General features: G+C 67.7%; 28 protein-coding genes. 14 read left to right on the forward strand and 14 right to left on the reverse strand.

Features of this window, described 5'->3' with window-relative positions; all coding sequences use genetic code 11:
• Together NA10_RS19845 and NA10_RS19850 are read left to right on the forward strand one after the other, a co-directional pair.
• On the forward strand, positions 1 to 839 hold an 839-nt coding region (locus tag NA10_RS19845; RefSeq protein ID WP_218021557.1), incomplete at its 5' end, for an L-lactate permease.
• Positions 840 to 930: 91 nt separating this feature from the next.
• Entirely contained in the window at positions 931 to 2,088 is a 1,158-nt protein-coding gene (locus NA10_RS19850) for a low temperature requirement protein A (RefSeq protein WP_169812614.1), read from the forward strand.
• Positions 2,089 to 2,186: 98 nt separating this feature from the next.
• Here NA10_RS19850 and NA10_RS19855 read toward each other — a convergent pair whose 3' ends face one another.
• The 5 genes from NA10_RS19855 to NA10_RS19875 all read right to left on the reverse strand — a co-directional run bounded on the left by NA10_RS19855 (position 2,187) and on the right by NA10_RS19875 (position 6,758).
• Positions 2,187 to 3,548, reverse strand: coding sequence for an NtaA/DmoA family FMN-dependent monooxygenase (locus NA10_RS19855; protein WP_067570148.1), 1,362 nt, complete (start codon positions 3,546 to 3,548; stop codon positions 2,187 to 2,189).
• A complete protein-coding gene (locus NA10_RS19860; protein WP_067570150.1) occupies positions 3,545 to 4,642 on the reverse strand; it encodes an LLM class flavin-dependent oxidoreductase in 1,098 nt (365 codons plus the stop codon). The genes NA10_RS19855 and NA10_RS19860 overlap by 4 nt, the downstream gene beginning before the upstream one ends.
• A gap of 65 nt (positions 4,643 to 4,707) precedes the next feature.
• Positions 4,708 to 5,769 carry an alpha/beta hydrolase gene (locus NA10_RS19865; protein ID WP_067570152.1) on the reverse strand — a complete coding sequence of 354 codons (1,062 nt, stop codon included), beginning with the start codon at positions 5,767 to 5,769 and terminating at the stop codon, positions 4,708 to 4,710.
• Positions 5,770 to 5,963: 194 nt separating this feature from the next.
• A complete protein-coding gene (locus NA10_RS19870; protein ID WP_067570154.1) occupies positions 5,964 to 6,146 on the reverse strand; it encodes a hypothetical protein in 183 nt (60 codons plus the stop codon).
• Between the two features lie 285 nt (positions 6,147 to 6,431).
• The gene (locus NA10_RS19875) at positions 6,432 to 6,758 is read right to left on the reverse strand and encodes a plasmid stabilization protein (protein WP_067570155.1); all 327 of its coding nucleotides are present in this window, start codon (positions 6,756 to 6,758) and stop codon (positions 6,432 to 6,434) included.
• 215 nt (positions 6,759 to 6,973) lie between these two features.
• On the opposite strand from NA10_RS19875, the gene NA10_RS19880 reads away from it, so the two are divergent.
• Both NA10_RS19880 and NA10_RS19885 read left to right on the forward strand, forming a co-directional pair.
• Positions 6,974 to 7,147, forward strand: coding sequence for a CsbD family protein (locus tag NA10_RS19880; RefSeq protein ID WP_067570157.1), 174 nt, complete (start codon positions 6,974 to 6,976; stop codon positions 7,145 to 7,147).
• Positions 7,148 to 7,294: 147 nt separating this feature from the next.
• Entirely contained in the window at positions 7,295 to 8,461 is a 1,167-nt protein-coding gene (locus NA10_RS19885; RefSeq protein WP_067570159.1) for an SLC13 family permease, read from the forward strand.
• A 494-nt stretch (positions 8,462 to 8,955) separates the two neighbouring features.
• Here the strand turns inward: NA10_RS19885 and NA10_RS19890 are convergent, their stop codons facing one another.
• The 3 genes from NA10_RS19890 to NA10_RS19900 all read right to left on the reverse strand — a co-directional run bounded on the left by NA10_RS19890 (position 8,956) and on the right by NA10_RS19900 (position 11,366).
• A complete protein-coding gene (locus NA10_RS19890) occupies positions 8,956 to 9,846 on the reverse strand; it encodes an STAS domain-containing protein (RefSeq protein WP_067570161.1) in 891 nt (296 codons plus the stop codon).
• A 169-nt stretch (positions 9,847 to 10,015) separates the two neighbouring features.
• Entirely contained in the window at positions 10,016 to 10,558 is a 543-nt protein-coding gene (locus tag NA10_RS19895; protein WP_067570163.1) for a DoxX family protein, read from the reverse strand.
• 25 nt (positions 10,559 to 10,583) lie between these two features.
• Entirely contained in the window at positions 10,584 to 11,366 is a 783-nt protein-coding gene (locus NA10_RS19900; RefSeq protein WP_067570165.1) for a dioxygenase family protein, read from the reverse strand.
• 106 nt (positions 11,367 to 11,472) lie between these two features.
• Here NA10_RS19900 and NA10_RS19905 point away from each other — a divergent pair, with 106 nt between their 5' ends.
• The 3 genes from NA10_RS19905 to NA10_RS19910 all read left to right on the forward strand — a co-directional run bounded on the left by NA10_RS19905 (position 11,473) and on the right by NA10_RS19910 (position 13,176).
• Positions 11,473 to 11,928 (forward strand): MarR family winged helix-turn-helix transcriptional regulator, encoded by a 456-nt coding sequence (locus NA10_RS19905; protein WP_067570167.1) that lies wholly within the window; start codon positions 11,473 to 11,475, stop codon positions 11,926 to 11,928.
• Between the two features lie 86 nt (positions 11,929 to 12,014).
• Positions 12,015 to 12,257 carry a hypothetical protein gene (locus NA10_RS36895; protein WP_157556624.1) on the forward strand — a complete coding sequence of 81 codons (243 nt, stop codon included), beginning with the start codon at positions 12,015 to 12,017 and terminating at the stop codon, positions 12,255 to 12,257.
• Positions 12,258 to 12,360: 103 nt separating this feature from the next.
• Entirely contained in the window at positions 12,361 to 13,176 is an 816-nt protein-coding gene (locus NA10_RS19910) for an alpha/beta fold hydrolase (RefSeq protein ID WP_067570169.1), read from the forward strand.
• On the opposite strand, the gene NA10_RS19915 is transcribed toward NA10_RS19910, so the two are convergent.
• Positions 13,145 to 13,984: an MmyB family transcriptional regulator gene (locus NA10_RS19915; protein WP_157556625.1), complete on the reverse strand. Its 840-nt coding sequence runs from the start codon at positions 13,982 to 13,984 to the stop codon at positions 13,145 to 13,147. The genes NA10_RS19910 and NA10_RS19915 overlap by 32 nt on opposite strands.
• Positions 13,985 to 14,237: 253 nt before the next feature.
• Between NA10_RS19915 and NA10_RS19920 the strand changes: the two genes are divergently transcribed.
• The 3 genes from NA10_RS19920 (at position 14,238) to NA10_RS19930 (ending at position 17,028) form a co-directional block, all read left to right on the forward strand.
• The gene (locus NA10_RS19920; RefSeq protein ID WP_373862393.1) at positions 14,238 to 14,972 is read left to right on the forward strand and encodes a DUF6907 domain-containing protein; all 735 of its coding nucleotides are present in this window, start codon (positions 14,238 to 14,240) and stop codon (positions 14,970 to 14,972) included.
• A 64-nt stretch (positions 14,973 to 15,036) separates the two neighbouring features.
• A complete protein-coding gene (locus tag NA10_RS19925; protein ID WP_067570175.1) occupies positions 15,037 to 15,348 on the forward strand; it encodes a hypothetical protein in 312 nt (103 codons plus the stop codon).
• Positions 15,349 to 15,429: 81 nt separating this feature from the next.
• Complete coding sequence (locus tag NA10_RS19930; RefSeq protein ID WP_067570177.1) at positions 15,430 to 17,028, forward strand: FMN-binding glutamate synthase family protein; 1,599 nt, start codon at positions 15,430 to 15,432, stop codon at positions 17,026 to 17,028.
• A 28-nt stretch (positions 17,029 to 17,056) separates the two neighbouring features.
• On the opposite strand, the gene NA10_RS19935 is transcribed toward NA10_RS19930, so the two are convergent.
• The gene (locus NA10_RS19935) at positions 17,057 to 18,778 is read right to left on the reverse strand and encodes a thiamine pyrophosphate-dependent enzyme (RefSeq protein WP_067570179.1); all 1,722 of its coding nucleotides are present in this window, start codon (positions 18,776 to 18,778) and stop codon (positions 17,057 to 17,059) included.
• A 181-nt stretch (positions 18,779 to 18,959) separates the two neighbouring features.
• On the opposite strand from NA10_RS19935, the gene NA10_RS19940 reads away from it, so the two are divergent.
• Complete coding sequence (locus NA10_RS19940) at positions 18,960 to 19,532, forward strand: hemerythrin domain-containing protein (RefSeq protein WP_067570181.1); 573 nt, start codon at positions 18,960 to 18,962, stop codon at positions 19,530 to 19,532.
• A complete protein-coding gene (locus NA10_RS19945) occupies positions 19,532 to 19,807 on the forward strand; it encodes a hypothetical protein (protein ID WP_067570183.1) in 276 nt (91 codons plus the stop codon). Before NA10_RS19940 ends, NA10_RS19945 begins: the two co-directional genes overlap by 1 nt.
• A 1-nt stretch (position 19,808) precedes the next feature.
• Here NA10_RS19945 and NA10_RS19950 read toward each other — a convergent pair whose 3' ends face one another.
• Positions 19,809 to 20,156, reverse strand: coding sequence for a GNAT family N-acetyltransferase (locus NA10_RS19950; protein ID WP_084515019.1), 348 nt, complete (start codon positions 20,154 to 20,156; stop codon positions 19,809 to 19,811).
• Positions 20,157 to 20,248: 92 nt separating this feature from the next.
• Here NA10_RS19950 and NA10_RS19955 point away from each other — a divergent pair, with 92 nt between their 5' ends.
• On the forward strand, positions 20,249 to 21,757 hold the full coding sequence (locus tag NA10_RS19955; protein WP_067570185.1) for a HEAT repeat domain-containing protein: 1,509 nt from the start codon (positions 20,249 to 20,251) through the stop codon (positions 21,755 to 21,757).
• On the opposite strand, the gene NA10_RS19960 is transcribed toward NA10_RS19955, so the two are convergent.
• Positions 21,739 to 22,650 (reverse strand): SDR family oxidoreductase, encoded by a 912-nt coding sequence (locus tag NA10_RS19960; protein WP_067570187.1) that lies wholly within the window; start codon positions 22,648 to 22,650, stop codon positions 21,739 to 21,741. The two genes, NA10_RS19955 and NA10_RS19960, sit on opposite strands and share 19 nt — an antisense overlap.
• Before the next feature lie 110 nt (positions 22,651 to 22,760).
• Between NA10_RS19960 and NA10_RS19965 the strand changes: the two genes are divergently transcribed.
• Positions 22,761 to 23,324, forward strand: a complete 564-nt coding sequence (locus NA10_RS19965) for a TetR/AcrR family transcriptional regulator (protein WP_067570301.1) — start codon at positions 22,761 to 22,763, stop codon at positions 23,322 to 23,324.
• Positions 23,325 to 23,396: 72 nt separating this feature from the next.
• On the opposite strand, the gene NA10_RS19970 is transcribed toward NA10_RS19965, so the two are convergent.
• Together NA10_RS19970 and NA10_RS19975 are read right to left on the reverse strand one after the other, a co-directional pair.
• Complete coding sequence (locus NA10_RS19970; RefSeq protein WP_067570189.1) at positions 23,397 to 24,869, reverse strand: MutS-related protein; 1,473 nt, start codon at positions 24,867 to 24,869, stop codon at positions 23,397 to 23,399.
• Positions 24,866 to 26,380: a MutS-related protein gene (locus NA10_RS19975; RefSeq protein WP_169812615.1), complete on the reverse strand. Its 1,515-nt coding sequence runs from the start codon at positions 26,378 to 26,380 to the stop codon at positions 24,866 to 24,868. The genes NA10_RS19970 and NA10_RS19975 overlap by 4 nt, the downstream gene beginning before the upstream one ends.
• Positions 26,381 to 26,785: the final 405 nt, after the last annotated feature.

Consider the following 26,785-nt stretch of genomic DNA (forward strand, 5'->3'; position numbering starts at 1 on the left):
GCGGTCAGGGTGCAGTGCGTGACCAGAGCGCGGTGCGCGGTCAGGGTGCAGTGCGTGACGAGGGTTCCGTGCGCGATCAGGGTGCCGCGGGCGACCAATGGTCCGTGTGCGACTCACGCACGGCGCACGACGGGGAGGGTGCGCTCGCACTCATCCAAGACTCCGAACCGGCTCGTCTGCTGCCACCGCGCACCGTGCTGCGCGCCTATGGACTTGTCCTCGGCGGCATCGCCATTCTGCGCCTCGCGACCACGGCGGGTCTGTCCCCGCTTGCCCTGTATGCGGGGGGTGCGAGCTTTGCTCTGCTCTCGTCACCGGGCCTGCCGTTGCTGGCCGCCGCCCTGCTGCTGGACCGTGGCCGCCTCCAAATTCCGGACCTCCGAGCCGTTCTCACCCGCGTCAGCCGCCCGCTGCTCGCGCTGACCGGCTTCGTCATCCTCGGCCGCCTGATGGCCGACAGCGGCATGATCGCCCGGCTGGGTGCTGCGGTCGCGGGCGCGCCCGAATTCGTCGTGGCCGCGGCAGCACCCGCCCTCGGGATGCTCAGCGGCTTCGTCACCGGTTCGAATGTCGGCGGCAACGTGCTGATGATGGCGCTCCAGCAGCATCTCGCGCCCACCGGTCTCGGCACCTGGTTCGCGGCCCTGCAGAACAGCGGTGCGGGCCATGCGGTCTTCACCTCGCTGCCGATGATCATGCTCATCCTGGCCGTCGCGGGTGACCGCGCCACCGCGGCGGGCATGACCGAGAACCAGTTGCTGCGCTTCGGATTACGGGTCGCCGCCACGATCTACCTGCTGCTCGCGGTGACCGCGGTCGCGGTCGTGGCCCTCGGATAGCTCCGGGCGGTTCGGTCACAGCCGGGGAATTTCGACGGCCGTGCACGGTTACAGTGGGACGCTTTCGATCGACCGCCAGACAGGGATTGACGTGACCGAACCTCTGCACGAGGCGCATGACCGGGCCAGTTGGGCTGAGCTGTTCTTCGACCTGGTACTTGTCTTCGCGGTGACCCAGGCGGCGCATCTGCCGGTGTCGCAACCCAATTGGGGTGCGGTGGGGCAGACCGTGCTGCTGCTGGCGCTGATGTGGTGGTCCTGGGTGGGGGTCACGCTGACGGTGCACGGTGTGGAGGACACCTCGCGCCAGCGCTTCTTCCTTTTCGCCTCCGGGCTGGCCATGTTCACCATGGCCATTACCGCCCCGCACGCGTTCACCGGTCACGCCGAACCGCTCATCTTCGCGAGTGCCCATCTGGCCCTGCGACTCCTGCTGTGGGTGGCGATCTCGCGCAAGAAGGCGTTCGATCGCCGGGTGAACCCGTACGCCATCTCGGCATTGAGCGCGGTACCGCTGGTCGTCGCCGCGTTCGTGCCCGAAGGCGGTGTGCGCGTGGCGATCTGGGTGACCTCGGTACTGCTCGCCTTCGCCGGACCCGCGCTGTCCGCGCGTTCGGTGGCCGCGGTGCGGTTCGGCGCGACCCATCTCCCCGAACGCTTCGCCCTGTTCGTGATCATCGCCCTCGGCGAATGCGTGGCCTCGGTGGGCAATCAAGCCTCCGACTCCCATCTCGGCCTCGCGTCCTGGGCCGCGGTGGTGCTGACCTTCCTGCTGGGCTGCGGTCTGTGGTGGCTGTACTTCGCCTACGGCTTCTCCGCGATCGAGCACTCCCTGCGCACCAATCGCGTGCGCGGCACGGTGGTTCGCGATGTGCTCAGCTACGGCCATATGCTGCTGGTCGTGGGCCTGGTCCTGGTCTCGGTGGGCGCCCGCGCGGCGGTCGAACACCCCACCGCCACCGCCCACGGCGTCAACGCCTACCTGCTGACACTGGGCGCGGCCCTATTCGTCCTGGGCTTCTGCTTCACCCGCTGGCGCATGTTCGGCGCACCGACGCTCGGCAGAACCGTTGTCGCACTTGCCCTCGGCGCATTGACCGCCCTCGGCGCGCTCCTGCCCACCCTGGTGACCCTGATCATCGTGACCGTCGTCGTCGCCGCCCTCAACGCCTACGAGCACTGGGTGGTCGCGACCGGCCGCCCCCTGCAACTGCTCCGGCTCCCCGGCCGCGCCGGGCTCATTTCATGAAGCGCGACAGGCCCAGGTTCGGCCGCACCGCGCCGTCCCGGGCCAGCGCCAGGAAATCGGCCCGCACGGCTTCGAGTGGGATTCGCGGGGCGGATTCCTCAGCGTCGAGTGAGCGGCGGGCGCAATCGGAGATGTTCGCGGAGCGTCGTGCCCGCATACGCGGTCGGGTACGAGCCGCGATCCTGTAGTTCCGGAATCAGCCGATCGACAATGTCGTCCAGACCGGTCGGCACCAGATACGGGGTGATATTGAAGCCGTCGCTCGCACCGTGCCGCACCCATCGGGTCAATTCGTCGGCAACCTGGCCCGGGGTGCCCGCGAAGCCGAAACGGGCGGTGGTCTCGATGGCGACCTGGCGCAGCGTGAGCTTGCGGGTCTCGGCCAGTTCACGCCACTGCGCGACGATCGCGGCACGGTCCTGGCCATCGCGCTGCGCGCCGCGCGTGGCCGAGATCGCGGACCGCTCGGGGTCTTCGGTGGGCAGCGGCCCCTCGGGATCCAGGTGCGAGAGATCGCGGCCCCAGACCTGCCCCGCCAGCGAGAGCGCGGTCGCACCGGTGATCTGCTGTTCGAGCACCCAGCGCCGCTTCTCCTCGACCTCGGATTCCCGCTCGGCCAGCACGATCTGGGTGCCCGGCAGGATGCGAATGTCATCGGCCGGACGACCGGCCGCCACCAGGCGCGCGCGAATATCCTCGGCGAAGGCCAGTGCGGGCTCGAAATGGGTTCCGAAGGGCGAGAAGATGACCTCGGCGTGCGCGGCCGCGAAATCGCGTCCTTGCGAGGAGACACCGGCCTGGAAGATCACCGGATGCCCCTGTGGGCTGCGCGGCAGCGTCGGAGTGATCGCGACCCGGAAGTGTTCGGTCTCGCGGTGCACGGTCCGCACCGAACCCGGTGTCAGCCACGATGATTCGCGGCGAGACGGTGCGATTGCCGTGTCGGACCAGGAATCCCAGATCTCGCGGGTGGTGCTCAGGAACTCCGCGGCCCGGTCATAGCGGTGCGCGTGGTCGAGAAACCCGCCGCGCCGGAAATTCTCACCGGTCCACGCGTTGTCGGTGGTGACCGCGTTCCAGCCGGCCCGGCCACCGGAGAGCAGATCCAGCCCGGACAGTCGCCGCGCCAGATCGGCGGGCTCGTTGTACGTGGTGTTCTGGGTGGCGACCAGGCCGATGCGATCGGTGATGCCCGCGAGCGCCGCCAGCTGGGTGATCGCGTCCGGCCGACCCGCGATATCGGTGTCGAGGAGCTGTCCGTCCTGTTCGCGCAGCCGCAGCCCCTCACCGAGGAAGAAGGCGTCGAACAACCCGCGTTCGGCGGTGGTGGCCACGCGCCGGAAGGTTTCGAAGTCGATCTGCGAACCGCTGCTGGGATCGGACCAGACGGTGCTGTGGTTGACGCCCTGGAAGAAGACTCCGAAATGCACTCGGGCATCGGGGAAACGGACCTCGCTCATCGGGTGAGCTCCTTCGCGTAGCGGTTGGCGGGGCGGGCGAGTCCGAGATTCGCGCGCAGGGTCGAACCGGGGACGGGGCGGTGCGCGAGACCCGCGCGCAGCAGGGCGGGCACGACGTAGCGGGCCAGGACGGGCAGGTCCTCGTCGATCACCGCGAGATGCAGGCGGACGCCGTCGGCGTGTGCGGAGAGTTCGGTCAGCAGGGCCACGAGATCGGCGGCGGGACCCGAAAAGTGGAGCCGGGCCGGGTGATTCGCGGCAGCGGTGACATCGAGGTCGGCGAGTCGCGCACCCGCGGTCTCGCCGGGGATGTCCAGCGCGACGGCCAGATCGACGATCACCCGGGGCGCACCGGATGTCCGTGCGTGCTGCACGGCGTCCACGGTCCCCGGCACCGTCGCACCGCTCACCAGCGCGATATCGATATCGGAACCCGTTGTGTCAGCACCGAATACCACCACCTGCCCCTGTGGCGGACGCGGCACGATCGCCGGACCCTTCACCGAGAAGGTCTCCCCGATGAAATCGATGTGGTGCAACCGATCCCGGTTCAGGAACTTCCCGGCGGCGTAGTCTCGGACCATCGCGTCGTCCTCCCAGGAATCCCAGAGCCGTCGCGCCACCTCGATGGAATCCACTCGCTCGCGCCGAATTTCGTCCGCGCCGACCCGGGGCGTCGCACCCCAGGTGCGCGCCGCGCCGGGATCGTCGGCGGCCACCCACCCCGCCCGTCCCCGTGCGGCGTAGTCCAGGCTCGCCAGCTGCGAGGCGAGGTGGAACGGCTCGGCGTAGGTCGCCGCGACGACCGGCACCAGCCCGAGCGTGCTGGTGGTGGCCGCGACAAACCCCGCGCGGGTCACCGCATCGATCCGTCCGCCGATTCCCGCGGCGGGCGGATCGATCGAATCATCGAAAGTCGCGAAGGTGAATCCGGCGTTCTCCACCGCCGCGACCCGTGCCCGCAGGGTCCGCGGGCTCAGCAGTCGCCCGGGTTCATGGGCGGCGCGCCGCCACGCCCCGGGGTGATATCCCTCGCCGTCGAGCTCGATTCCCAACGCGAACAAGCTCTTCCGGACTTCGCTTTCGCTGGCCATACGTTCGATGTTCATCGAACCAGCCCGCCGCCGCCACGGTTGGGGTCAGCGTGATCCGAACCCGCTCAGCCGATATTCGCGGACAGGTCCGGGATCATGCGGTAGGCCTCGTCCTGCCAGTTGTTCCAGGCGTGGATGCCGTAGGCGGGGAACGAGTAGGTGGTGTTGCCGCCGCCGAGGCTGGCCATGCGGACCTGGAAGGCGCGAGTATTGGCCAGCGCCAAGGCTTCCAGCGCCATACCGTTGACCGTGCCCATATTCGGGCCGTCCTGGGCGGTGGGCAGGCCGCTGGCCGCGGCGACGTAGACGCGGGTGTTGTTGGCGATCAGGCGCGGGGCGAAGACGAAGGGGTCCATGCGCAGCCACTGCGGTCCCCACGGCGGTGCCATCGAGTCGACGTTGTAGCCGCCCGCGTCGATCATGGCCAGGCGGATGGCCTCGCGCATACCGGGGGCGGAGATATTGAGGTAGCCGGAGTAGGAACCGGCGAAACTGAACTGATCGGGGTGATAGGCGGCCAGGGTCAGGGCCGCGCTGCCGCCCATGGACAGGCCGAACACACCATTGCGATTGGGGTTGAAGCCCAATCGATCTCGCAGTGCCCAGCGCAGATCATTGGTCAGGAAGGTTTCCCAGGTGTACCGGTAGCTCTTGCCCGGACCACCCGAGAGCGCGTCGGTCGCACCGGAACCGGTATTGGCCGAACCGGTGCCCGCCGGGATGCCGAGGAATTCGCTGGGCGAATTCCAGTCGGTGTAGAAGCTGGACTGGCCGCCCACCGGCATGACCACGTTGATATTCCAGGAGGCCAGGGTCTCGGCCACATTGGTCTCGATCTCCCACCCGTTCAGGGTTTCGGGTGCCCGCATTCCGTCGAGCGCGTAGACCACCCGATCGGTATTGCCGTCCGCAGCCCGCAGCACGCGAGTCTTGATGGGACCCATGCTCGGTGAGTCGACCCAGAAGTCGAATGCGGCCGGATTGAAGGCCGCCGATGCCGTCGCGCCGGTGCCGACCACCGCGATCCCCAGGGGCGTCAACAGCGTCAATGCCAGCAAAAGCACTGCTCGCCGGGCGAAACCGCCGGGTCTCTCGGTCGAATTCGACTTACCACGAATCGATCTCATCGATCGGGTCCTCTCGCTCGAGCGGTCTCGCGGACCGCGGGGCTATCCGGATCCGGTCCCCGCACCGGGCGCCGAGCGAGCGTGGTTCGGGAGGCAGTTTCCGTCACCACGCTCGCTCGAGTACCTATCGCTCCCGACCGTACGAACGTTGCTGGGAAGTTGCCTGAAATTCTGTGATGCGGCCCACCCCGGGGTCATCGCCGACCCGAACGTCCCGAGTACAGCTCATCCACGTACCAGCCGCTCGGATATTCCGGCGGGGCCTGCACCAATTCGGGGGACTCGGGCGTCGAGCCGGCATCGGAGGGTCGGCGCAGCATGAGCACGGCGGCCACGAACGGGAGCGCGGCCAGGGCGAGAATAGCGAAAAGCTCCATATCGGGCGCTTACCCGATCATCGCGAATTCACCTCGGCGCGAGGCGGATTGTTTCCGCGGTCGCCGAGTTCGGGCGGGAGAACGGGGTGATCGTCACCGATTCCGCCGGGACGACGTACCGCGGCGATTCCTCGACACCTTCGCCGAATCGCTTGTCCAGCCTCGGATCTGGCGTCGGTCCACCGCCGCCGTGCCCGCGTGACACGATCTAACCTCCCCGTGTCACGCGCCGACCACGGTCCGGAGCCATCGCGCCGAGCCGTGGTTCCGCGAGCGCCGGGATCGCTATTTGCCGAGCGCCTCGGCCAGCTGAGCTTTGGTCATACTGGAGCGGCCCTTGATATTTCGCTGTTTGGCCTCGTTGTACAGCTGATCGCGGGTGAGCCCCTTCGGCCCCCGCTTACCCGAGCGCTCCCCGCCGCGCTGCTGTGGCGATTTGTCGCGCAGTGAGCTGCGACTCGCGGTCTTGGTCTTGCCCTGCTGCGCCCGATTCTTGTTCACCGTGCGCGCACCGATCTCCTTGGCGCGCTTGGTGCTCTCACCGCGCTGCTCGGCGGAATCCCTGATGTGCTCGTATTCGCGTTCTTCCTTGGCGGACCATTCCTTCGGCATGACCTGGCCTTTCTGTGCGGGAGTCGATGCCGTCTGCGACTACTCACCTTGTCGCGCGATTACCCACGATTCGCCGCGATACTCGACCGACGCTCATTTCTGAGAATTTCCGATGGGATGCGCCGTCGCCGCATAGCCGTCCGGACCCCGGGTAGTGCCCTGGTGTGGACGTCAGCGTTCGCCCGCTACGGCGGAAATACTCCGAAAGGAATGCCATGAGCGCAACCGACAAGGCCAAGAACAAGGCGGACGAGCTCGCGGGTAAGGCGCGTGAGCAGGTCGGCAAGGCTACCGGTGACGAAGACCAGGAGCAGCAGGGCAAGGCCGATCAGGTCAAGTCCAACATCAAGGACGCGGGGGAGAAGGTCAAGGACGCCTTCCGCCACTGAGTCCTGCGGGAACGGGCGGTGCCCGGGTGCCGTTGCGGTGCCCGGGCACCGCCCTGTTCGGACGACCGTTTCGGTGGCTGCCCGTCCCACCGCCTAACCTGGACGCGCGAGAAGATCTTGACGAGCGGGAAGGAGCGAGCCGCACCGATGGCGGGACTGACGATGGGGCGATGGTTCACCCCCACCCGACTCTGGCTGATCCCACCGCTGCTCGCCATCGCCGCCGTCGCCACCGGGTGGCTGCCGATTCCCGAGGCCACCGAGATCGTCGCCGATCGTGGTGCGCCCATCCTGGGATTCCTCATCGCCGCCACACTGCTCGCCGAACTGTCCAGCGCGGCAGGGGTATTCGAGGTGGCGGCGGTGCACTGCGCCCGACTCGCCCGCGGGTCCACACCCCTGCTGTTCATCCTGGTGGCGGTGCTGGCCACGCTCATCACCATCACCCTGGGCCTCGATACGACCGCGGTGCTGCTGACTCCCGTGGTGCTCGCCATGACCTGGCGATTGGGTCTGCCCGCGCTGCCGTTCGCGGTGCTGGTGGTGTGGCTGGCCAATACCGCCAGCCTCCTGCTTCCGGTCTCGAATCTGACCAATCTGCTCGCGCTGCAACACAGTCACCTGAGCACGGCATCCTTCGCCGCGCGGATGGCGCTCCCCGAACTGGTCGCGGTCTCGACCACCGTCCTGTACCTCGGACTGCGCTTTCGGCGACAGCTCACCGGCCGCTATCCGGTCCCGGACCAGGTCGTTCCGGGCGATCCGATCACCTATCGCGTCTGCGCCGCGGCCTGCGTCGGCTTCGCGGTCGCGGTCGCCCTCGACGTCGCCCCCTGGCTGGCGGCTACCGTCGCGGCCCTGGCGACGGTGGCCGCCACCGCCGCCAGAGACCGCCCCCGACTGACCTTCTCGCTGATTCCCTGGCGTATGGCGCTGGCCATCGCGGCACTGTTCCTGCTGGTGGCGGCCCTGACCGCACACGGGCTGGGCGACCTGATCACCGAGTGGGCCGCGCGCTCGCACTGGCAGACCATCGTCCTGGCCGCCACCACGAGCAATGTGATCAACAATCTCCCCGCGTACCTGGCACTGGAGAACGCCATACCCCCGGGCGGCACCACCAACCTCTACGAAATCCTGCTCGGGGTGAACATCGGACCCCTCATCACCATCTGGGGATCCCTGGCCACGGTCCTGTGGGCCGCGCGCTGCCGGGCGCAGGGCGTGATCATCACACCCCGCGCCTTCGCGGCCATAGCGTTGCCGGGCGTCCCCCTCGTCCTGCTCTGCACCGCGGCCACCCTGTATCTCTAGTCGGCGTGCCTCCGCGCGCCTGCTCGACCGGGCTCGGGACGCCCCGACCCGGCCCAGCGCGGCGACGCCTACCGCCACGGTGGTGAAGACGGCGGCGCACCACAATGCCGCCGTCGGCTGATCGGTGCGATCGACGAGCAAACCGGCGGTGGCAGGGCCGAGGACCGCGCCGATGTTCAAGGCGGTGGTCGCCACCGCTCCGGCGATCCGCGGAGCATCCGGCACGAATACCACAATGGGCATAAGCGGAACTCCCCGGATACGGAGCGCCGCGGTCATATTCACGGCGCCCGAGCAACGAACCGACATCGTCCGGCGCTGCGAGATGACCACACCGCACCGGTCGCTCAGCGACCGGTGGGAGCCACACTCACAACGCCGTCCAGCCCACAGGCCGGGCGGCTACCGTTTGGGTGCCTCCGGAGACACCCCGACACCCTAACCAGCCCGCCCACATCACCAGCCAACGACTAAAAGTCATGGCCCGCAACAGGCTAGGCGTGGTTCAGACCGGGTTCGCCCGAGCGGGTCACCTCGTAGCCGAGTAGGCGTTCGGCCTCTTCGATACCGCCTTGCAGGTCGCCGACCGCATTCATCTTGGACAGATCGAGCCCGATGGTGACCAGTGTGAGGGCGATATCGGAGGACAGTCCGGTGATGATGACGTTCGCACCCATCAGGCCGGAGGCGTCGACGGTCTGCACCAGGTGGTTGGCGACGATCGCATCGATCTCGGGGACACCGGTGATATCGATGACCACCACTTTGGCGCGGTTGACCCGGATCGCGCGCAGCAGCTGTTCGGTCAGCTGACGGGCGCGCTGACTGTCCAGGACACCGATGATCGGCAGGATGAGCAGCTGTTCGCGCACCTGCAGCACGGGGGTGGAGAGTTCGCGAATCGCCTCCTGCTGCTGGCGGATGATGCGCTCGCGCTCCTCCACGAACGAGACGCCGACGGTATTGGCGATCCGGTTCGCGGCGGGCTCGTAGGCGTCCAGAATCCGGTTCAGCACAGTCACATCGGATTGGTACTTCTCGAACAGCGAGCGCGCCAGCACATCTCGCAGCAGCAGCACGATCCCGAGCACCTCGTGCGTCTCGACGCCCCGCGGAATAATGCGCTCGGACAGATCGCGCGCGTAATCCTGAAGCGCCTCAACCGATCCGGTCTCGAGCACCGCAACATAATTGTCGTACACCGAGGTGGCCTCGGAGAACATCTCATCGGGCGTCATCGCCGTCAGTAACTGGGCGGCGCGAATACGCCGCGCCCACTCCTCGCGCAGCACCGTCCGATTCTCCCGAAGGTGCATCACGAGTTCGGAGAGCAGATCCGTGCGATTTCTTTCGATTTGTTCGGTCGCTGAGGACACGTCGGACACCGCGGGCCTTTTCGATTCGGCCCCCGCCGACCCGGTCGGCGGGAGCTGGGCTGACGCCGAACGGGGCCGTTTGCTCGACCCCGCCTGGCGGATCGGAATCCTAGCGCCCCGAGCGCCTGAATATCCGCTCAGCCGCGGATGGCCCGTACGGTGCCGTCGTGTCGCGCGATCAGTTGCGGATGAGCAGCACGATGGCCGCGGAGGCCAGCGCCAGGGTCAGGGCGGCGAGTCCGTAGACCAGGCGGTGGTCGCGGAGGGCGGGCAGGGAGCGGTCGGCGGCGTAGCGGCCGGGGCCGGTGAGGGTCAGGGCGATCGCGGCGGCGACGAGGAAGAGTTCGTATTCGACGCCCTTGGGCGCGAAGAAACCGTTGCCCCACTTCACCGCCAGGGCATTGAGGAGGGTGCCGACGAGGGCGGCCCCGGCGAGGGGGGTCAGCAGGCCGAGGGCCATGGCGAGGCCGCCGAAGGTTTCGGTGAGACCGGCGATGGTGGCCATGGTGCGCCCGGCGGGGTAGCCGCTCATGGTGAAGAAGGCCGCGGTGCCGTCGATGCCGCCGCCGGAGAACCAGCCGAAGAGTTTCTGGGTGCCGTGCGCGGCCATGGTCAGGCCCAGGGCCAGGCGCAGGATCAGCAGGCCGAGGTCGTAGTGGGTGGTCGGGGCGGGCGTGGACACGGCCCGGGCGGGTTTCGTCGCGGTCGAAATCGTGGTCATGAGAACGCCTTTCGTGGAGGGAGGTTCAGCCGAGCTGGATGGAGCGTCGTGCCATGCCGAACCAGAAACCGTCGATCACGGTGCGGACGGTGCCCAGATCGGCTTCGCCCGCGCCGAGGGTGACGAACAGCGGGGCGAAGTGTTCGGTGCGCGGATGCGCCAGCTGTGCGCCGGGCGCGGTGTGGCGGAAGTTCAGCAGGGTGTCGATATCGTTGGCGGCCAGCGCTTCTCGGCCCCATTCGTCGAATTCGACGGTGAACGAGTAGGCGTGCTCGTCATCGCCGGTCATGGCGCGCAGATTGTGGGTGAAGAATCCGCTCCCGACGATCAGCACGCCCTGTGCGCGCAGCGGTGCGAGCTTGCGCCCGACCTCGAGCAGGGCTTGCGGGTCGAGCGTGGGAATGGACAGCTGCAGAATCGGGATGTCCGCGTCGGGATACATCTCCTTCAATGGCACGTACGCACCGTGATCCAGTCCGCGATCGGGAAAATCCTGTACGGCGGATCCGGGACCGGACAGTAGCGCCCGCACCTCGGCGGCCAGGGCCGGTGCGCCCGGCGCGGTGTAAGTGACGTCGTAGTAACGCTTTTCGAACCCGCCGAAGTCGTAGACCAGCGGCACGGTGGTCGTCGCGCCCAGCGCGATCGGCGCGGTCTCCCAGTGCGCGGACACGATCAGCACCGCTCGCGGCCGGGGCAGCTCCCGCGCCCACGCGGCGAGCTCTCCGGGCCAGTGCGCATGATCGGCCAGCGGCGGCGCGCCATGCGACAGATACAGCACCGGCATGGACCCGGTATCGGCAGCCATCGAACTCCCCTTCGCCGAGACGCTCAAAGCCAAGATGTTCAAATTTGAACAACAATCACGCTAGCAGCTTGTTCAAATTTGAACAACAGCGGGCTATGCTGGACCCGTGCGGGACCCTCAATGGCTGAACCACCGCGAGATGCGGACCTGGCAGAGCTTTCTCGCGGCCGGGGCGCTGGTCGGCCGCGAGATCGAACACCACCTCAAACAGGAGGGCCTCTCGCACACCCAGTACGAAGTGCTGGTCCGCCTCTCCGAAGCGGCCGATGGCGCGGTCCGCATGACCGAACTGGCCGATGCCCTCTACACCTCCAAGAGTGGTCTGAACTACCAGGTCACCCTGCTGGAGAAGGCTGGCCTGGCGCGCCGCGAGAGCTGCCCCACCGATGTGCGCGGCGTGCTCGCGGTCATCACCGATGCGGGCCGCGCCCGCCTGGCGGAGATCGCGCCGGGTCATGTCGACACCGTGCGCCGCGCGCTCATCGACGCGCTCACCCCGGCGCAGCAGAAGATGGTCGCGGAGGGGCTGGGTGAGGTGGCGCGCAGACTCGCCGACCGGTGAGAACGCGGGGCGTATCCGCGCGGGAGATCGCGTACCGTGCGGTCTGCGAGTGGTACCCGCGCACCACTTTGTGGTCGAGTATTCGTGTGGGAGACGAAAACAAGGCCTCCGCCGGCCCCCGGGACGGGACAGAGACGGGTAGTTGGCGTTTCAGCCCGGGTGGGCGGCTCGACGACCTGGGTAACTACCGGTTCGTCTGCCCCGTGCCCGGATGTCCGTGGGTGCATGACGAGAACACCACCCGGGAGAATCCGGGTTGGCGCGAGCGCGTCGGCGTGGCGATCGACGCGCATCTGGCGGCCGTGCATCCGCACTGGATTGTCGAATAACTCGCCAAAGCGGTTCCGCGCGAACCGAATAGGACAAAACCACCTCTGGACAGAGTGTGATGCGAGCGCGACACGGAGTGCGGCACCCCGATACGCTACGGCCATGCCGTACGTAAGTACCGAGGGTGCCCGTATCTTCTACACCGATTCCGGTGGTCAGGATCTGCCGACCGTGGTGCTGGGCCACGGCTTCTTCATGGATCTGTCCATGTTCTCCCCGCAGGTCGAGTACCTGGAAGCACGCGGATTCCGGGTGCTGTGCTGGGATGCGCGCGGGCACGGGGCCACCGTGTCGGACCCCGATCAGCCGTTCACGTACTGGGATTCGGCGCGTGACATTTTCGCCGTCATGGATGCGGCGGGCGTGCCCCACGCCGTACTGGGAGGTATGTCACAGGGCGGGTACGCGGTGCTGCGCGCCGCACTGCTGGCCCCCGAGCGGACCGACGCGCTGCTGCTATTCGACACCGAGGCCGGTGACTCACCCGAGGAGCAGCGTGCGGAGTACCGCGGCCTCTTCGCCGCGTGGACCAATCCCGATGTTCCCCTGGGCGAGCTGTCCGAGGGTCTGGCCGCGCAGTTGATCGGCGGCACCGTGGTCGATCAGTCGCCGTGGCGCTACAAGTGGGCCGCCAGCGACCGCACCGCCATTCGCGGCGCCGCCCGGACGCTCATCGAACGGGAGTCCCTGGTGGACCGACTCGGCGAGATCACCTGCCCCGCACTGGTTCTGCGCGGTGAGCACGATGGTTCGAGCACCGCGGAGAAATCCGCGGTGCTGGCCGCCGGACTGCCCGGCGCGGAGGGCGTGGTCACCATTGCCGGGGCCGGGCACGCCGCCAACTGGACCTCGCCCGAACCGGTCAACGAGGCGCTCGGCGCATTCCTCACTCGGTCAGTAAGCTCGCCGGCCCGTTGAACGGCTGCCGGATGCCGATGAACCACTGGAACGGCGCGTCGACACCCGGCACATCGGTGATCCTGACCCGCACGCTGTAGGGCTCGTGCGTGTCGGGATCGCGCAGATGCATGAGTGGCTGATGTCGTTCGAAATCAACGCGTTCGGCCAGGTACATGGCGCGGAACTCATCGCACGAGCTGAGCTGGGCGAGCAGTTCCATGGCCCATTCGGGATCCTGGTAGCGGCCCATATGCCAGCGGAACCAGTTCACCGTGAGCCGGGCCTCGTCCTCCCATTCGATCATCACCCGCCGGGATTCGGGCACCAGGAAGAACCACACCAGGATATTGACCACTTCCAGCAGCCGCGGATATGCGCGATCGTAGGTCTCATTGACCCACAGCACATTCCAGCGCTCGTCGACATAACCCGACAGGTGCGGCATCAGGTCGTTGGCGGCATCGCGCAGGTCGGCGGTGATGAGCGTGAGCATCTCGGTGACCGGCATCGGATCATGGGTGCGCGGTCCGGGCGTCTTGGGGGCGGCGAGATTGTGCATATGCTGCCGCTCGGCGGGGGTGAGCTCGAGCGCGCGGGCGATGGCGTCCACGACTTCGGGGCTGGGCGATACCTTTTCACGCTGTTCGATCTGGGCGATATAGCTGGCGCTGACATCGCAGCGGGCGGCGAGTGCGGGGCGGCTGAGGCCGCGCGGGAAATCCGGTGGTCGCGGGCTGGTGCGGTGGGTTCGGACGAAGTCGGCAAGATTGGGGGCCAGCAGCTGGTCCGCCATGAATCCCCCCGGCGCGGTGTGGCCAGCATTCACGGCCGGAACGATACCCGCTGGACGCCCTGTCGTCCGAGTGAGCGTCTGTTCCGGTTCATGAGGATTGCCCCGGAAATTCGGTTCTCGTTCCCCGCCGCGGCGAGAACCTCTGGCCAGAGGTACCTCTTATCAGGGTGTCCCATACGCCTTTACCGTCTCGACGCCGCGTGTTGTGATTGCGGGCGGCTCCGATCGCAGGTATCGGAGCCGGGCAGGGCGATGAGCAATTACGCTGTGGTGCAGCATATTTCGAATGCGCCCGGTCTGCGTCGGCACCCTGCGCCCCGCCCAGTGGCGTGCGGGGATCCCGGCGCGAGGGCTGCGCGAAGGGGGCGCAGTCCTCGCGAACGGGCATACTGCGACCGACCCGGGGGCTGAAATGACCATTGTCCTACCCTGTCCGGCCTGGTGCGTCGAGCACGAGGAGCCGGACCCACTCGACCCCTGCGACGGCGGCCGCCATTGCGGTCAGGAGACCTCGGTACTGGTCGGCCCGCAGCCGCATCCGGTGCTGCCGACCGTCTTCGTGCAGCTCAACGCCCATGACTGTGAGGGTCACCGGCACAGCTGGATCGATCTGGTGGCGCCCACCCGCGCGCATGCCGAACTCTCCATTCCGCAGGCCCGCCGCACCGCCGAGACCTTGATAGCCATTGCGGATCTCTGGGATTCGCGGGTGGTGCCGGACACGCTGCTGGCGCCGGAGCTGTGCCCGCCCTGGTGCGCTCAGCACGACGACGTCCGGGATCAGGATCCGCTGGCGGGTCTGTGGCATTACGGCCGCGCGGCCGCCATTCCGGTCGCGGGCCCGCACCGTTGGAATGCCGAACTGCGAATTCGCCTCTGCGCCAGGGATACCCGCGCCGGTCGTGGCCTGGTCATCGCCCTGATGGTGCAGGATGACGAACCCACCGAACTGACCGCGCCCGAGGCGCGGCAGATCGCCGCGGCGCTGCTCAATGCCGGTGACGAGATCCAGCCCGACTGAACCGGCGGCTACTCCTCCGGTTATCGTCGAGGTGCTCGTACGGCATTGAGATGGAGGTAGTCATATGGCTCGGATTCCCGCGGTACCGACGTCGTTGCTCGCGGCAGGCAGTCTGGTCGGCGGCTTCGCGCTCGCGCAGGCCACCAAGAAGCGCCAACTCGGCGGAGTGGTCTTCGCGGCCGGCACCGCCGCGGCTATTCCGCAGTGGCACAGGACGATCGGCGCCGGCGGCGCGGCCGCGCTGACCGGATTGTCGATCGGCGCGATGGGCGCCTCGCATCCGCTGGCCAAGAAGATCGGCGCCTGGCCGTCGGTCGCGGTGGTATCGGGCGCGGTGGCGCTGACCGCCTGGGCGGCGGTGGATCGCCGGGCCTGACCGGCGGGTGCGTGCGCGGGAACGCGATCGGATCGCTAGGCTGCGAATGTACGCTGCGGCCCACTGATCCAAGGACGGCTGATGCTCCGGTTTTTCGTGATCGCGTTCCTGTCCACCGCTGTCCTCGCGGTCGGCGTGGCCGCGGCCATCGGCTCCTGGGCCTGGTACGCGCTGCTGGTGGTTCTGGTGCTGCTGCTCGTGGTCGGCGTGTACGACATCATCCAGAAGCGGCATTCGATTCTGCGGAACTATCCGGTGCTCGGGCATATGCGTTATCTGCTGGAGAGCGTACGCCCGGAATTGCAGCAGTATTTCATCGAGCGCAATTACGACGGCCGTCCCTTCGACCGCGATATCCGCACCATGATCTACGAGCGCGCCAAGGGAATTCACGGCGAACTCTCCTTCGGCACCGAACGCGATGTCGAGGAGGTCGGCTACGAGTACCTGGTGCACTCCATCGCCCCGGTGCCCGAGCCGGACCAGCCGCCGCGCGTGCTGATCGGCGGGCCCGACTGCACACAGCCGTATTCCATGGCGCTGCTGAATGTCTCGGCCATGAGCTTCGGCGCGCTCTCGGCGAATGCGCTGCGAGCGCTCAATCGCGGTGCGGCACTGGGTGGTTTCGCGCACGACACCGGTGAGGGCGGCCTGACGCCCTATCACCTCGACGGCGGTGGAGACCTGATCTGGGAGATCGGCTCGGGTTATTTCGGAACCCGTACCGCCGACGGACATTTCGATCCCGACCGGTTCGCCGAGCAGGTCGCCCATCAGCAGATCAAGGCGGTGTCGATCAAACTGAGTCAGGGCGCCAAGCCGGGTCTTGGCGGCGTGCTGCCCGCCGCGAAGGTGAGTCCCGAGATCGCGGAGTTCCGCGGTGTTCCGGTGCACGAGAAGTGCGTCAGCCCCGCCGCGCACTCGGCCTTCACCACACCGCGCGAGTTGATCCGCTTCGTGGCGCGGCTGCGTGAACTCTCCGGCGGCAAACCCATCGGCTTCAAACTCTGCGTCGGCTCCCGGGTCGAGGTGCTGGCGCTGTGCAAGGCCATGCACGCCGAACACGTCACCCCCGATTTCATCATTGTCGACGGCGCCGAAGGCGGCACGGCCGCAGCGCCTTTGGAGTACGAGGACCATGTCGGCCTGCCGCTCACCGACGGTCTGATGATCGTGCACAACGCGCTGGTCGGCGCGGGGCTGCGGGACCGGATCAAGCTCGGTGCCAGCGGTAAGGTGGCGGTCGGCAACGATATCGTCAAACGGCTCATCCAGGGCGCGGACTTCACCCTGGCCGCGCGCGCCATGATGATGGCCATCGGCTGTATTCAGGCCCAGCGCTGCCACACCAATGAATGCCCGGTGGGGGTGGCCACCCAGGATCCGCGCCGCGCCCGCGCCCTCGATGTCGCGGACAAGACCGAGCGGGTCTACCGCTATCAGCAGGCCACCACCGTGCAGGCGACGCAGATCATGGCCTCGCTGGGAGTCTGCGAGATCTCCCAGCTCTCACCGCATCTGCTGCGCAAGCGCATCTCTCCCACCGAACAGCGTTCCTACGCCGAGCTTTACGAGTGGCTCACCCCGCATCAGTTGATCAACGACACCCCGGATTCCTGGGTGCCGGACTGGGTCGCCGCCGATCCGGACACCTTCCGGCCGCGGTTCGCCGCGCGCTGATCGGCTGCGCGGGAAGGGTTCTCGCCGTTCAGTCGCGGCTCTCGACGGACTCCTTGAGCTTGGCGATGGCGAAACCCCATGCCTGATCCACCGTCGGCTTGGGCGGCAGCGAGATCTCGTCGGGGTTGGTGAGCACATCCAGCAGTACCGGCCGCCGCCGCGAGAGCGCCTGTGCCACAGCGCCGTCCAGATCATTGGGATCGGTGACCCGGCGGGACTCCCACCCCATCGCCGCGGCCACCGCCGCGAGATCCGGATTGTCCAGCACGGTGCCGAACTCGGGCAGACCGCCCTGCTCCTGCTCCAGTTTCACCATGCCGAGGCGGCCGTTGTCGAAGACGATCGCCACCACCGGCAGATCGTAGGTGACGGCGGTGCGCAGATCGCCCAGCAGCATCATCAATCCGCCGTCACCGCAGCAGGCGATCACCTGGCGGCGGCGGTCCAGGCTCTGTGCGCCCAGTGCCTGCGGCAGCGCATTGGCCATGGAGCCGAAGTTGAACGAGCCCAGCAGTTGCCGCTTCCCGCGCATGGTGACGAATCGCGCCACCCAGACGGTCGACATGCCGGTGTCGGTGGTGAAGATGGCGTCGTCGTCGGCGTGCGTGTCCAGTGCGGTCGCCAGCGCCTCGGGGCGGATGAGTTCGTCGGGGTTGTCCAGCCGACGGCGTATGCGGCCCAGCAGTTTTCGATCGTGCCCGGGATCGGCGAGCCGCTGCTGCCGATGCTGCCAGCCCTGATACGCCTCCTGCGCGGCCTTGAGATGTTTATCCGAATGCGTCGATTCGAGCTGGGGGAGCAGGGCGTCCAGGGTGGGCCCGCAGTGTCCGATCAATCCGAGGTCCACGGCCGTGCGCCGCCCGATGTGCTCCTGTCGCGCATCGAGCTGAATGACCGTTTTGCCGGTGGGATACCAATCGCTGTAGGGGAAGTCGGTGCCGACCATGAACAGCACATCGCAATCCTCCAGGGCCGCATGGGCGGCCGGATTTCCGATCAGACCGGTCTGCCCGACCGCGTACGGATTGTCTTGCTCCAGGCCCTCTTTCGCCTTGAGGGTGAGCACCATGGGCGCGGCGAGCCGCTCGGCCAGCCGCAGCACCTGCTCGCGCGCGCCGCGCGCACCGATACCGGTCAGCAGCGTCACCTTCTCCGCACGATCGAGCAGCGCGGCGGCCTCGGCGAGTTCCTGCGGCCCCGGAACGATTGTGCGACTGCGTGCTACGAATCGCGGCGACTCGCCCTCGAATTTCGCGCCCGCCACGTCCCCGGGCAGGGTCAGCACCGCCACCCCCGGCCGCGACACCGCCGCGTTCACCGCCTGCTCCAGCAGGCGCGGCAGCTGTGCCGAAGTGGTTACGGTGGCGGTGAATTCGGCGACATCGGCGAAGACGGTGTCATTGTCGACCTCCTGGAAGTACGCACTGCGCAGCTCCGCGGTGGGCACCTGGCCACACAGGGCCAGCACCGGCGCATGCGATTTCGAGGCGTCGTAGAGCCCGCCCAGCAGATGGATCGACCCCGGCCCCACGGTCCCCATACAGACCCCGAGCCGCCCGGTCAGCTGTGCCTGGGCCGCGGCCGCGTAGGCGGCCACCTCCTCATGTCGCACCCCGATCCACTCGATCCGAGGTTCCCGGCGAATGGCATCGGTAATGGGATTCAACGCGTCACCCACCACACCCCAGACCTGGGTGACCCCTTCGTCCGCGAGCGCGGTGACGATCATTTCGGCAATGGTGGTGGTCATACCCCAGCTCTAACCGATTTCCCCGGGGCCAAACACGCCCGATCACCTGGTGATCGGAACCGCGGGCGCACGACCGTGTGAGCACGGGTGCAGCGAATCCTGGCGCGGCAGGTGTGAGCCGGGCGTACTCGGGTACGCGCCGCATGAAGGCAATCGGCTCACCGAATGGAGAAGAGGTGTCATGGCCGATCAACCGAAGGAAGATGTGGTCACCCTGCTGGTCGCCCAGCACGAGCAGATCCGGGGCCTGCTCAATCAGGTGCAGGCCACCGCGGGCACCGCGAAACGCGAGTCGTTCGAGGAGCTGGTCCGCCTGCTGGCCATTCATGAGAGCGCCGAGGAGGAGGTCGTGCATCCGGCGTCGCGCCGCGCCGAGGTCGACAAGGACATCGTGGCGGGTCGCCTGCACGAGGAGAACGAGGCCAAACAGATGCTGTCCCAGCTCTATGACCTGGGCGTACAGCATGAGAACTTCGACACCGAATTCCGCGCCTTCGCCGAATCGGTGATCGAGCACGCCGAGATGGAGGAGAAGGAAGAGTTCGATCAGCTGCGCCGCAGGCTCTCGAGCGACGACCGCGCGCGCCTGGCCTCCGCGGTCCGGGTCGCCGAGGCGGTCGCGCCGACCCGGCCGCATCCGCGGGCGGGGGAGTCCGCCGTCGCGAATATCGTCGCGGGCCCGCCACTGGCACTGTTCGACCGGGTGCGCGACGCGGTCCGGGACTGGCGGCACAAGATCGAAGGGGATAAGTGATGAGCTGGACCATGTTCGGGCGCGCGCGGAGGGCCCGCGGTCACGCCGGCGAGGGTATCGAGGACAACTACAACCTGCCCGGCATTGTGATGATCGCGCTGGCCATGGTCTCGACCGGGCTGGCCCTGACCGCCGCGGGCTACGGATTTCCGGGGCGGGCGGTGGTCGCGGGCGTGGTCGCCGGGGTGCTGTACCTGGCCGGATTCGTCTGGCTCGCAGTCGAATACCGCCGTACCCGGCAACAGCGCGGTCCCCGGCAGCGGCAGGGACATTGACCTAGTTGAGGGCGGCGTCGAGCACCTTCATGATCTCCGGGGTGACGGGATCGAGAATGTCGTCGAAGTCGTGATGCTTCTTGACGTAGGCGGCCACGAACGGGCACACCGGGACCACGCGCTTGCCCCGATCGCGGGTATCGGTGAGGGCGGCGGGAATCAAGCGGCTGGCCAGGCCGCGTCCACCGAACTCCTCACCGATCTCGGTGTGATAGAAGATCCGCTGGTCGCCGTGGTCGACATAGGCGGTCAGACCCGCTTGGACCCCGTCGACGCTGATGGCATATCGGTTGTCCCCCTGGGAGATCGCAATGTCGGCCTGACCCGGGTTGTCATCGGTAGCGCTCACTGAGTCCTCCTGATCGGTTGATCTACAACGATCTCACGGCCGTGCGTGCGCCTGACGGGGGGATGTAGTCCGCGCGTGTCATTCTGGGCCGCATGGAGTCCCTGTATGACCGGTCGCAAACCCTTGCTTCGCTCGCGCGGGCCGAGGCCGCGGCGACCGCCGAGAGCGAGCGCGCGGAGGCGTTCGCGGCACTGGCCTGGCTCGAGGACTACCGGACGCTAGCGCCGCTGACCGCTCTGGTCCTCGATGCCCGGCGGCCCGTCGCGGTGCGGACGGCCGCCTCGAACGTGGTCGCCGGATATGACGACACCACGACCCCCGAGATCCGCCGAACCTGGTGGGGGAGCGGCGATCCGGTGACCAGGCGGCATGCGCTGCGGCTCATGGAGCGGACCGAGGCCGATATCGTGATTCCGGTCGCGGCCGATGACCGCGACCCGCTGCAGGCGACCGCGCTGGGCGCTATCAGCATCGGCTTCGGCGAGGCCGAGTTCATACCGGTCCTGGTTCGGGCGCTCAACCACGGCGATCGTGAAATACGCAGGGTGGCAGCGGATGTACTGCTGTGGGAGGAGCCGATCGCGGCGGAGGAGGGCCTGCTGGCAGCCGCCCGGGATCGGTCGCCGGGGCTGGCTGTGACGGCCCTGGAGACACTGCGCTACTACCACACCCGTCGTGTCCTGCGCGCCGTGGCCGAACTGTGCGACAGCGAGGACGAGCGGGTGCGCGCGGCCGCGACCGTGAGCTTCGACGAGCTGCGCGAGGAGTTCGAATCCATGCTGCACGTCGCGGATCCGAAAGAAGCCGGGCTGCTTCGGGATTGGGCGCGCCCGATCGCCGATCTGTTGCGCCCGCGATCGGAGCCCGCCCTGGAATACCGGCCCGCGCGACCGTTCTCACCGCTCAGGCGGTCCGCGGGCACGGTGATCTCCGAACGGGACCTGCGGGGCATCCTGGACAATCCGGATCAGGACTGGAATGCCATGGCGACCACGCTGCGCCGAATCGATTGGCTCGCTTTCGATTCGGCGGCCCGCGCGCGCCTGACCGCGCAACTGCTCGCCCATCCCGATCCGCTCATCCGCGAGATCTCCTGCGTCGCTTTCGCGGAATGGTCGGACAGCTCGGCCCTGCTGACCTTGACCACCGACATCAGTTTCACGGTCCGCAAATCCGCCGTCTACTCGTTGATCCTGCTTCCACCGCAACCCGACATCGCCGCGCGGGCTTGGGAGTACCTGGCGACCGCGACCGGAACCACCGGCTACGAGGCGCTGCGCACCTACGTGGCCCACGCCCCCGAGGGTGAGCCCGTCGACCGGCTCGTCGATCTGGCTCGCACCGATCCCCGCGAGACCATTCGCCACTACGCCATCGAGGGACTCGGAAATCTGGAGGCTCCCAAGGCAATCCGGGCACTCGTTCCTCTGCTACATGAGTCACCGGCGGTCACCTGGGCCGTGCACACCGGGCTCGTGAACCAACTCACCAGGTTCGGGATCCCCGGTACCCTGCCCTCGTACCTGGCCACCGTGGACGACCTCTACCTCGCCCGCGCGATCGCCCAGCACGAGAGTCACGCCTACCGCCCGGCGAAGTAATGCCCCGCTTTCATATCCTCGATGAGCCCCGGATGTACCGGCTCCCAATCGAGCAGCTCCCTGGTGATGGCATTGGCGGTGGCATCGTCCAACCCCACGACCCTGCCGAGGAAGCCGAAATGCGCCATGGCCTCCTCCGGCGCGATGGGTTCGACCGGCACGTTCACACGCTGCCCGATGACCTCGGCGATCTCCCGGAACGGCACCCCCTCATCGGCGACCCCGTGCAGCCGGGAACCGGCCGGGGCCCGTTCGAGCGCGAGCTGGATCAGCCGGGCCGCATCGAGGGTGTGCACGGCGGGCCACCGGTTCGCGCCGTCACCGAGATATCCCGAAACGCCCGTGGTCGCGGCGATTTCGATGAGCATCGGGGTGAAGCCGTGGTGATCGAGCGAACTGTGCACCAGGGGTGAGAGTCGAACCACCGAGGACCGCACCCCGTGCTCGGCGAGCCCGATGACGAAATTCTCGGCATCGATGCGCGGCCCGGATTCGACGGTGTCGTGCTCGGTGCCCGGCCGGTCCCGCCGTCCCGGCACCGCCAACGCGAGGGTGCCCGCGATACCGACGAAAGGTTTGCCCGAATCGGTGAGCGCCTCGCCGAGCGCCCGCACCACACGCAGATCGTCCTCGGCCGCGCCGAGGTAATCGCCCGTGACCATGGCCTCGTGTTTGTAGGCCAGATGAATGACGCCGTCCGCGGCTCGCGCGGCCGCGCGCAGTCCCTCGAGGTCATCGAGATCCCCGCGCAGCGCCCGCCCGCCGGCCGCCTCGATCGCCGCGGCCGAAGCCTCCGAACGCGCCAGCCCGATCACCTCGTGATCCCCGCTGATCAGTGCGGGAACGACCGCTGAACCAATGTGCCCGGACGCGCCCGTGATGAAAACACGCATTGCCTTCTCCGATGAGGTCGGTTGATAACACCTGGTGTCATCACCGTACCTCTCATGTCACCCGGTGTCATCAGTGAAGTCGCCGAGTGACATCACTTAGAGTGATCTCCATGGGTAGATGGGAGCCGAACGCGCGCGGCCGCCTGGAGCAGGCGGCCTTCGATCTCTTCGCCGAGCGCGGCTTCGACCAGACCACCGTCGCGGAGATCGCCGAGCGCGCGGGCCTCACCAAACGCTCCTTATTCCGGCACTTCGCCGATAAGCGCGACATCCTGTTCGCGGGCGCGGAACGCCTACAGGACGTCGTCACCGAATCCGTGGCCGCGGCACCGCCGGACAGTTCGCCATTGGCCGCGGTGCGCGCGGGGCTCGCCGCTGCGACCGAGCTGATCGCTGAGCGCGGCCCGAGCGTGGTGGCGCGCCAGGCCATTCTGGACGCGAATCCTGAACTGCGCGAACGTGAGCTGATGAAAATGGCCCGCCTTGCCGCAGGCATAGCCGAAGCCCTGCGTGCGCGCGGGGTGGCCGATCGAACGGCGAGTCTGACCGCCGATACCGGTGTGGCCGCGTTCAAGGTCGCCTTCGAGTACTGGGTGCTCGATACCGAACAGGATCTGGCGCGGGCGGTCGAGGACACCCTCGCGGAGTTGAAAGCGATTGTAGCCGAAGGCTGATCAGCGCGGAGCGGGACGGCTCGGCCAGGCCGGCCCCGGCGACCCGCGCGCCCTCGTGCGCGCGGCCGTGCGTTAGCCGTCGCCGAAGATACGCCGGAAGATGTCCTGGCCGTGGCTGGTCGGCTCTGGTGCGCCCGGGATGAGCCGATAGGTGCGGCGACCGTCGGCGGCGCGCTGGGCGCGCAGGAACAGGTCCGCCGGGTGCGCGGCGAGCCGACGGCGGTGCGCGAATTCGTAGAGGTGCGTGACCAGTACGATCTTGATGCCGGAGTCCAGCAGCGCCGAGATGATGGGATCGGCGATGGCGGCGGCATCGCGGTCATTGGTCGAGGCGAAGGGTTCATTGCAGAGCAGGATGGCCGGACCGTGCGCGCGGTCGGTGACCTCGCGCATGCGGGTGAGTTCCTCGTCGAGCCGCCCGCGCGTCATGGTCGGGTCCTCGGCGCGGACGAAGTGGGTGAAGATACCGGTGCGCACATCGGCGGTGAAAGCCTGTGCGGTGACGAACATTCCGGCCTGCATCAGCAGCTGTGCGGTGCCGAGGCCGCGCAGGAAGGCGGATTTGCCGCCGCTGTTGGCGCCGGTCACCACCAGCAAGGTGGTGCCGACGGCCTCGATATCGTTGCCGATCACGCCCGAGGTGCTCAGCGACAGCCCGATATCGCGCAAATCGGTTGCGCGCAAAAGATTCTCGCCCGCTTCGACCGGCGTCGGGAAGCACACGGGCGCACCCGAGGCCCTCACCTTCTCGTGCAGATTCACGCACCCGAGGTAGAACGCCAACTCGGTGCGCAGTTGCCGGAAGAAGTCCTGCACATTGTCGGTGACGCGCGAGACGACCTCGGCGACCGCGTCCAGGGGTGGTTCGATGACCGCGCGCAGCGGATCACCGTCATGGAACTCGAAATTGTCGAACGCTTCGAAGCTGACCCCGGTGTGCCGCCCGAACAGCGCGCGTTTGGCCGCGGCCGGCGGTTCGTGCAGGACAATGCGATCGGCCTTGTTGCCGACGCCGAGCCCGGCGCTGAATCGCATGCCGTGCTCGAAATGCAGTGCGGCCACGTGCTGTTCGAGCAGGTCGAGATAGCCGTCGTCGAGCTGATCGGCGAGCGCCCGGCGCAGCCGGTCCATGCCGTCGGAGCGGCAGGAGGCGGCGTACCTGTGGAAGGTCTGCCGCAATTGCCGCAGCAATCCCACCAGCGCCCGCAGCGGTCGCAGTGCGAGCCCGAGCTTGCCGCGGGGTTCACGCCCGCGGCCAGAGGTCCAGCGCCGCACCGCGGTCGCCTCGGCGGTGACGGCGTAGAGGGCGCGCAGCATGGCCGGGTCGGCGCAGCAGTCCGAGAGTACGCCCCGCCGGTGCCGAATAACTTCCAGATCGGTCAGGCTCAGGGGGACAACGGTTTTCGCCACGGTGGTGAGGAAGTCGTCACCGTCGGTCATCGCCGCGTAGAGGGTGTCGAGTCCGAGGTCCGCGGTGACCGCGTCGTCGATGCGCACCCCGTGCACCTCGCGGCCGGGCGGTTGCAGCAGTCCGATCGGGATCATCGCAGCCTCGCGCGAATCTCGTCGTAGGTCAGTCCGTGCCGCTGGGCGACCGCGGCCGCGTAGGCGAGTCCATCGGGTGCGCGCCGCTCGATCCGGAAGGTCCGGACCGGATCATCGGCGGTCTCGACCCCGGCGACCATACTCACCACCTCCGGTCGTGCGGTGGCGAGCTCCTCGAGGAAGGTCACGAACACCGCCGTGGCGCCGCGCTCGGCAATCCGCCCGATCACCGCACCGCCGATCGTCGCCGCATCGGAAGCGGTTGTGGTGCTGAAACTTTCATTGAGCACCACGACGCTCCGGTCGGTGAGGTGCTCCAGAATGGCGTGCATACGTTCGAGCTCCTGAGCCAGCGCGCCGTGCGGGTCGTCGATCTCGTCCTCCTGGACGAAGTGCGTGAACACCCTGTCCGGCAGCATTATTCGTGCCCGGGTTCCCGGTACCGGGCACCCGAGCGAGGCCAGATACACCGTCTGCCCGACCATGCGGGCGAAGGTGCTCTTACCGCCCTGATTGGGACCGGTCACGGTGATCACCCGCTCGGTGCCGTCGAGCCGGAAGTCATTGCGCACCGCGATCTTCCGCCGCGTGGCCAGGTCGAAGCCGAGCGCGGCATCGAAGCCGCCCTCCACCAGCACCCCGTCGAAGCGAGCGGTGACCTCCGGATAGCAGAAGGGCATCCCGCGATCGGCGAGTCCGCGCGAGAAACGCAGATAGTCCAGGTAGAACCGTATTTCGGCATCGAATCGCGCGACGGTGGCATCGATGAGATCGCGATATCGCCCGGTATGCCGTGCCAGGTGTGCGAAGGGTGCGGGATACAGCTCCGCCACCGCCGCGATGACCTGCTCCTCGACCTCGTTCATATCCGGCCACGGGTCCACCGGGCTCGGGCGCTCGGGGTCCGCCTCCGGCCGGAACCTCGCGAAGGCGGAGGCGATGATCTCGGTGTAGTCGGCCTCGTGCGCCGCGCGGTCGACGGTGAGCTGGCGACCGGTCACCCTTACCGAATAGCGCACGGCGTCCAGTTCCGCGCGGACGGCGGCGCTCTCCCGCGCCAACTCGCCGAACGCGGGGTCCTCGACATAGCCGCACAGCCAGTCGCGCCATTCCCGCAATCCGCTCGACCGGAGCGAAAGCTGTTGCAGCCCTTCGCTCATCTCCCGCACGGTACGGCAGTACACCGCCTCGGCATCGAGTTGCCAGCGGTCGCGCTGCCGGGGATTGGGCAATCGCCCGGCGCGCTCGATATGCCTGCGGACCGACCGCATGCCGTCGACGAACGCCTCGAATACCGAGCGCGTCGCGGCCTCGTCGAGATCGCGGAAGACCTCCTGACGGAACAGCACGCTCTCGACATCCCGCAGCGGCCGATACTGCGCCGCCTCATGCTCCGCACCGCCGGTGACCGCGAAGACCTGATCCAGGTTCAAATCCTGGATGACCGTCTGCTCGGTGGTCCCGGTATCGCCGACCGGCCCCCGCGGCCACAGTACGCTGGTGAATCCCACCCGCCCCATAGTCCTCCCCGGATCACGCGGGATCGTAGCGGCGGTGCCGTCCACCCGACTCGTGTTCGGGTGCGGTTCGGGGTAATTCGGTGGTCTGGTCAATACTGTCGCGGAGACGGGAGCAGAACGCCTCGACGGTGCCATATCTGGAGAGCACCTCACTGAGCAAATGCTGTGTATTCGTCACTGTCACCGTTGTTTTTCGCCACCTCTGATCGCATGTTCTACAGGGCAGTAACCGCACAGCTTGTGGACCGTCGATCACTGTAGTTGCGGCGCTCGAGCAGGTGAATGGGCAATCGATGACCAATCGTGCCAACTTTCGGTCTCCGGTGACACCGGCCGGACGGCGCTGCCCCGCTGCGCTATCCGGCGATTCACAGGAAACACCCAGCGTGCGTACGG

The sequence above is a fragment of the Nocardia acidivorans NBRC 108247 genome, from assembly GCF_001625085.1.
In the GTDB taxonomy this organism is placed as follows: Bacteria; Actinomycetota; Actinomycetes; order Mycobacteriales; family Mycobacteriaceae; genus Nocardia; species Nocardia acidivorans.

What these genes read in the sequence shown, in the direction of transcription:
- NA10_RS19920 (WP_373862393.1), top strand. Translation starts at nt 14,238, where the DNA reads ATGCGCCCGGTCTGCGTCGGCACCCTGCGCCCCGCCCAGTGGCGTGCG.
- NA10_RS19960 (WP_067570187.1), bottom strand. Translation starts at nt 22,650, where the DNA reads ATGCGTGTTTTCATCACGGGCGCGTCCGGGCACATTGGTTCAGCGGTC.
- NA10_RS19945 (WP_067570183.1), top strand. Translation starts at nt 19,532, where the DNA reads ATGAGCTGGACCATGTTCGGGCGCGCGCGGAGGGCCCGCGGTCACGCC.
- NA10_RS19885 (WP_067570159.1), top strand. Translation starts at nt 7,295, where the DNA reads ATGGCGGGACTGACGATGGGGCGATGGTTCACCCCCACCCGACTCTGG.
- NA10_RS19855 (WP_067570148.1), bottom strand. Translation starts at nt 3,548, where the DNA reads ATGAGCGAGGTCCGTTTCCCCGATGCCCGAGTGCATTTCGGAGTCTTC.
- NA10_RS19865 (WP_067570152.1), bottom strand. Translation starts at nt 5,769, where the DNA reads ATGAGATCGATTCGTGGTAAGTCGAATTCGACCGAGAGACCCGGCGGT.
- NA10_RS19880 (WP_067570157.1), top strand. Translation starts at nt 6,974, where the DNA reads ATGAGCGCAACCGACAAGGCCAAGAACAAGGCGGACGAGCTCGCGGGT.
- NA10_RS19965 (WP_067570301.1), top strand. Translation starts at nt 22,761, where the DNA reads ATGGGTAGATGGGAGCCGAACGCGCGCGGCCGCCTGGAGCAGGCGGCC.
- NA10_RS19875 (WP_067570155.1), bottom strand. Translation starts at nt 6,758, where the DNA reads ATGCCGAAGGAATGGTCCGCCAAGGAAGAACGCGAATACGAGCACATC.
- NA10_RS19955 (WP_067570185.1), top strand. Translation starts at nt 20,249, where the DNA reads ATGGAGTCCCTGTATGACCGGTCGCAAACCCTTGCTTCGCTCGCGCGG.
- NA10_RS19900 (WP_067570165.1), bottom strand. Translation starts at nt 11,366, where the DNA reads ATGGCTGCCGATACCGGGTCCATGCCGGTGCTGTATCTGTCGCATGGC.
- NA10_RS19935 (WP_067570179.1), bottom strand. Translation starts at nt 18,778, where the DNA reads ATGACCACCACCATTGCCGAAATGATCGTCACCGCGCTCGCGGACGAA.
- NA10_RS19895 (WP_067570163.1), bottom strand. Translation starts at nt 10,558, where the DNA reads ATGACCACGATTTCGACCGCGACGAAACCCGCCCGGGCCGTGTCCACG.
- NA10_RS19870 (WP_067570154.1), bottom strand. Translation starts at nt 6,146, where the DNA reads ATGGAGCTTTTCGCTATTCTCGCCCTGGCCGCGCTCCCGTTCGTGGCC.
- NA10_RS19860 (WP_067570150.1), bottom strand. Translation starts at nt 4,642, where the DNA reads ATGGCCAGCGAAAGCGAAGTCCGGAAGAGCTTGTTCGCGTTGGGAATC.
- NA10_RS19925 (WP_067570175.1), top strand. Translation starts at nt 15,037, where the DNA reads ATGGCTCGGATTCCCGCGGTACCGACGTCGTTGCTCGCGGCAGGCAGT.
- NA10_RS19930 (WP_067570177.1), top strand. Translation starts at nt 15,430, where the DNA reads ATGCTCCGGTTTTTCGTGATCGCGTTCCTGTCCACCGCTGTCCTCGCG.
- NA10_RS19940 (WP_067570181.1), top strand. Translation starts at nt 18,960, where the DNA reads ATGGCCGATCAACCGAAGGAAGATGTGGTCACCCTGCTGGTCGCCCAG.
- NA10_RS19970 (WP_067570189.1), bottom strand. Translation starts at nt 24,869, where the DNA reads ATGATCCCGATCGGACTGCTGCAACCGCCCGGCCGCGAGGTGCACGGG.
- NA10_RS19910 (WP_067570169.1), top strand. Translation starts at nt 12,361, where the DNA reads ATGCCGTACGTAAGTACCGAGGGTGCCCGTATCTTCTACACCGATTCC.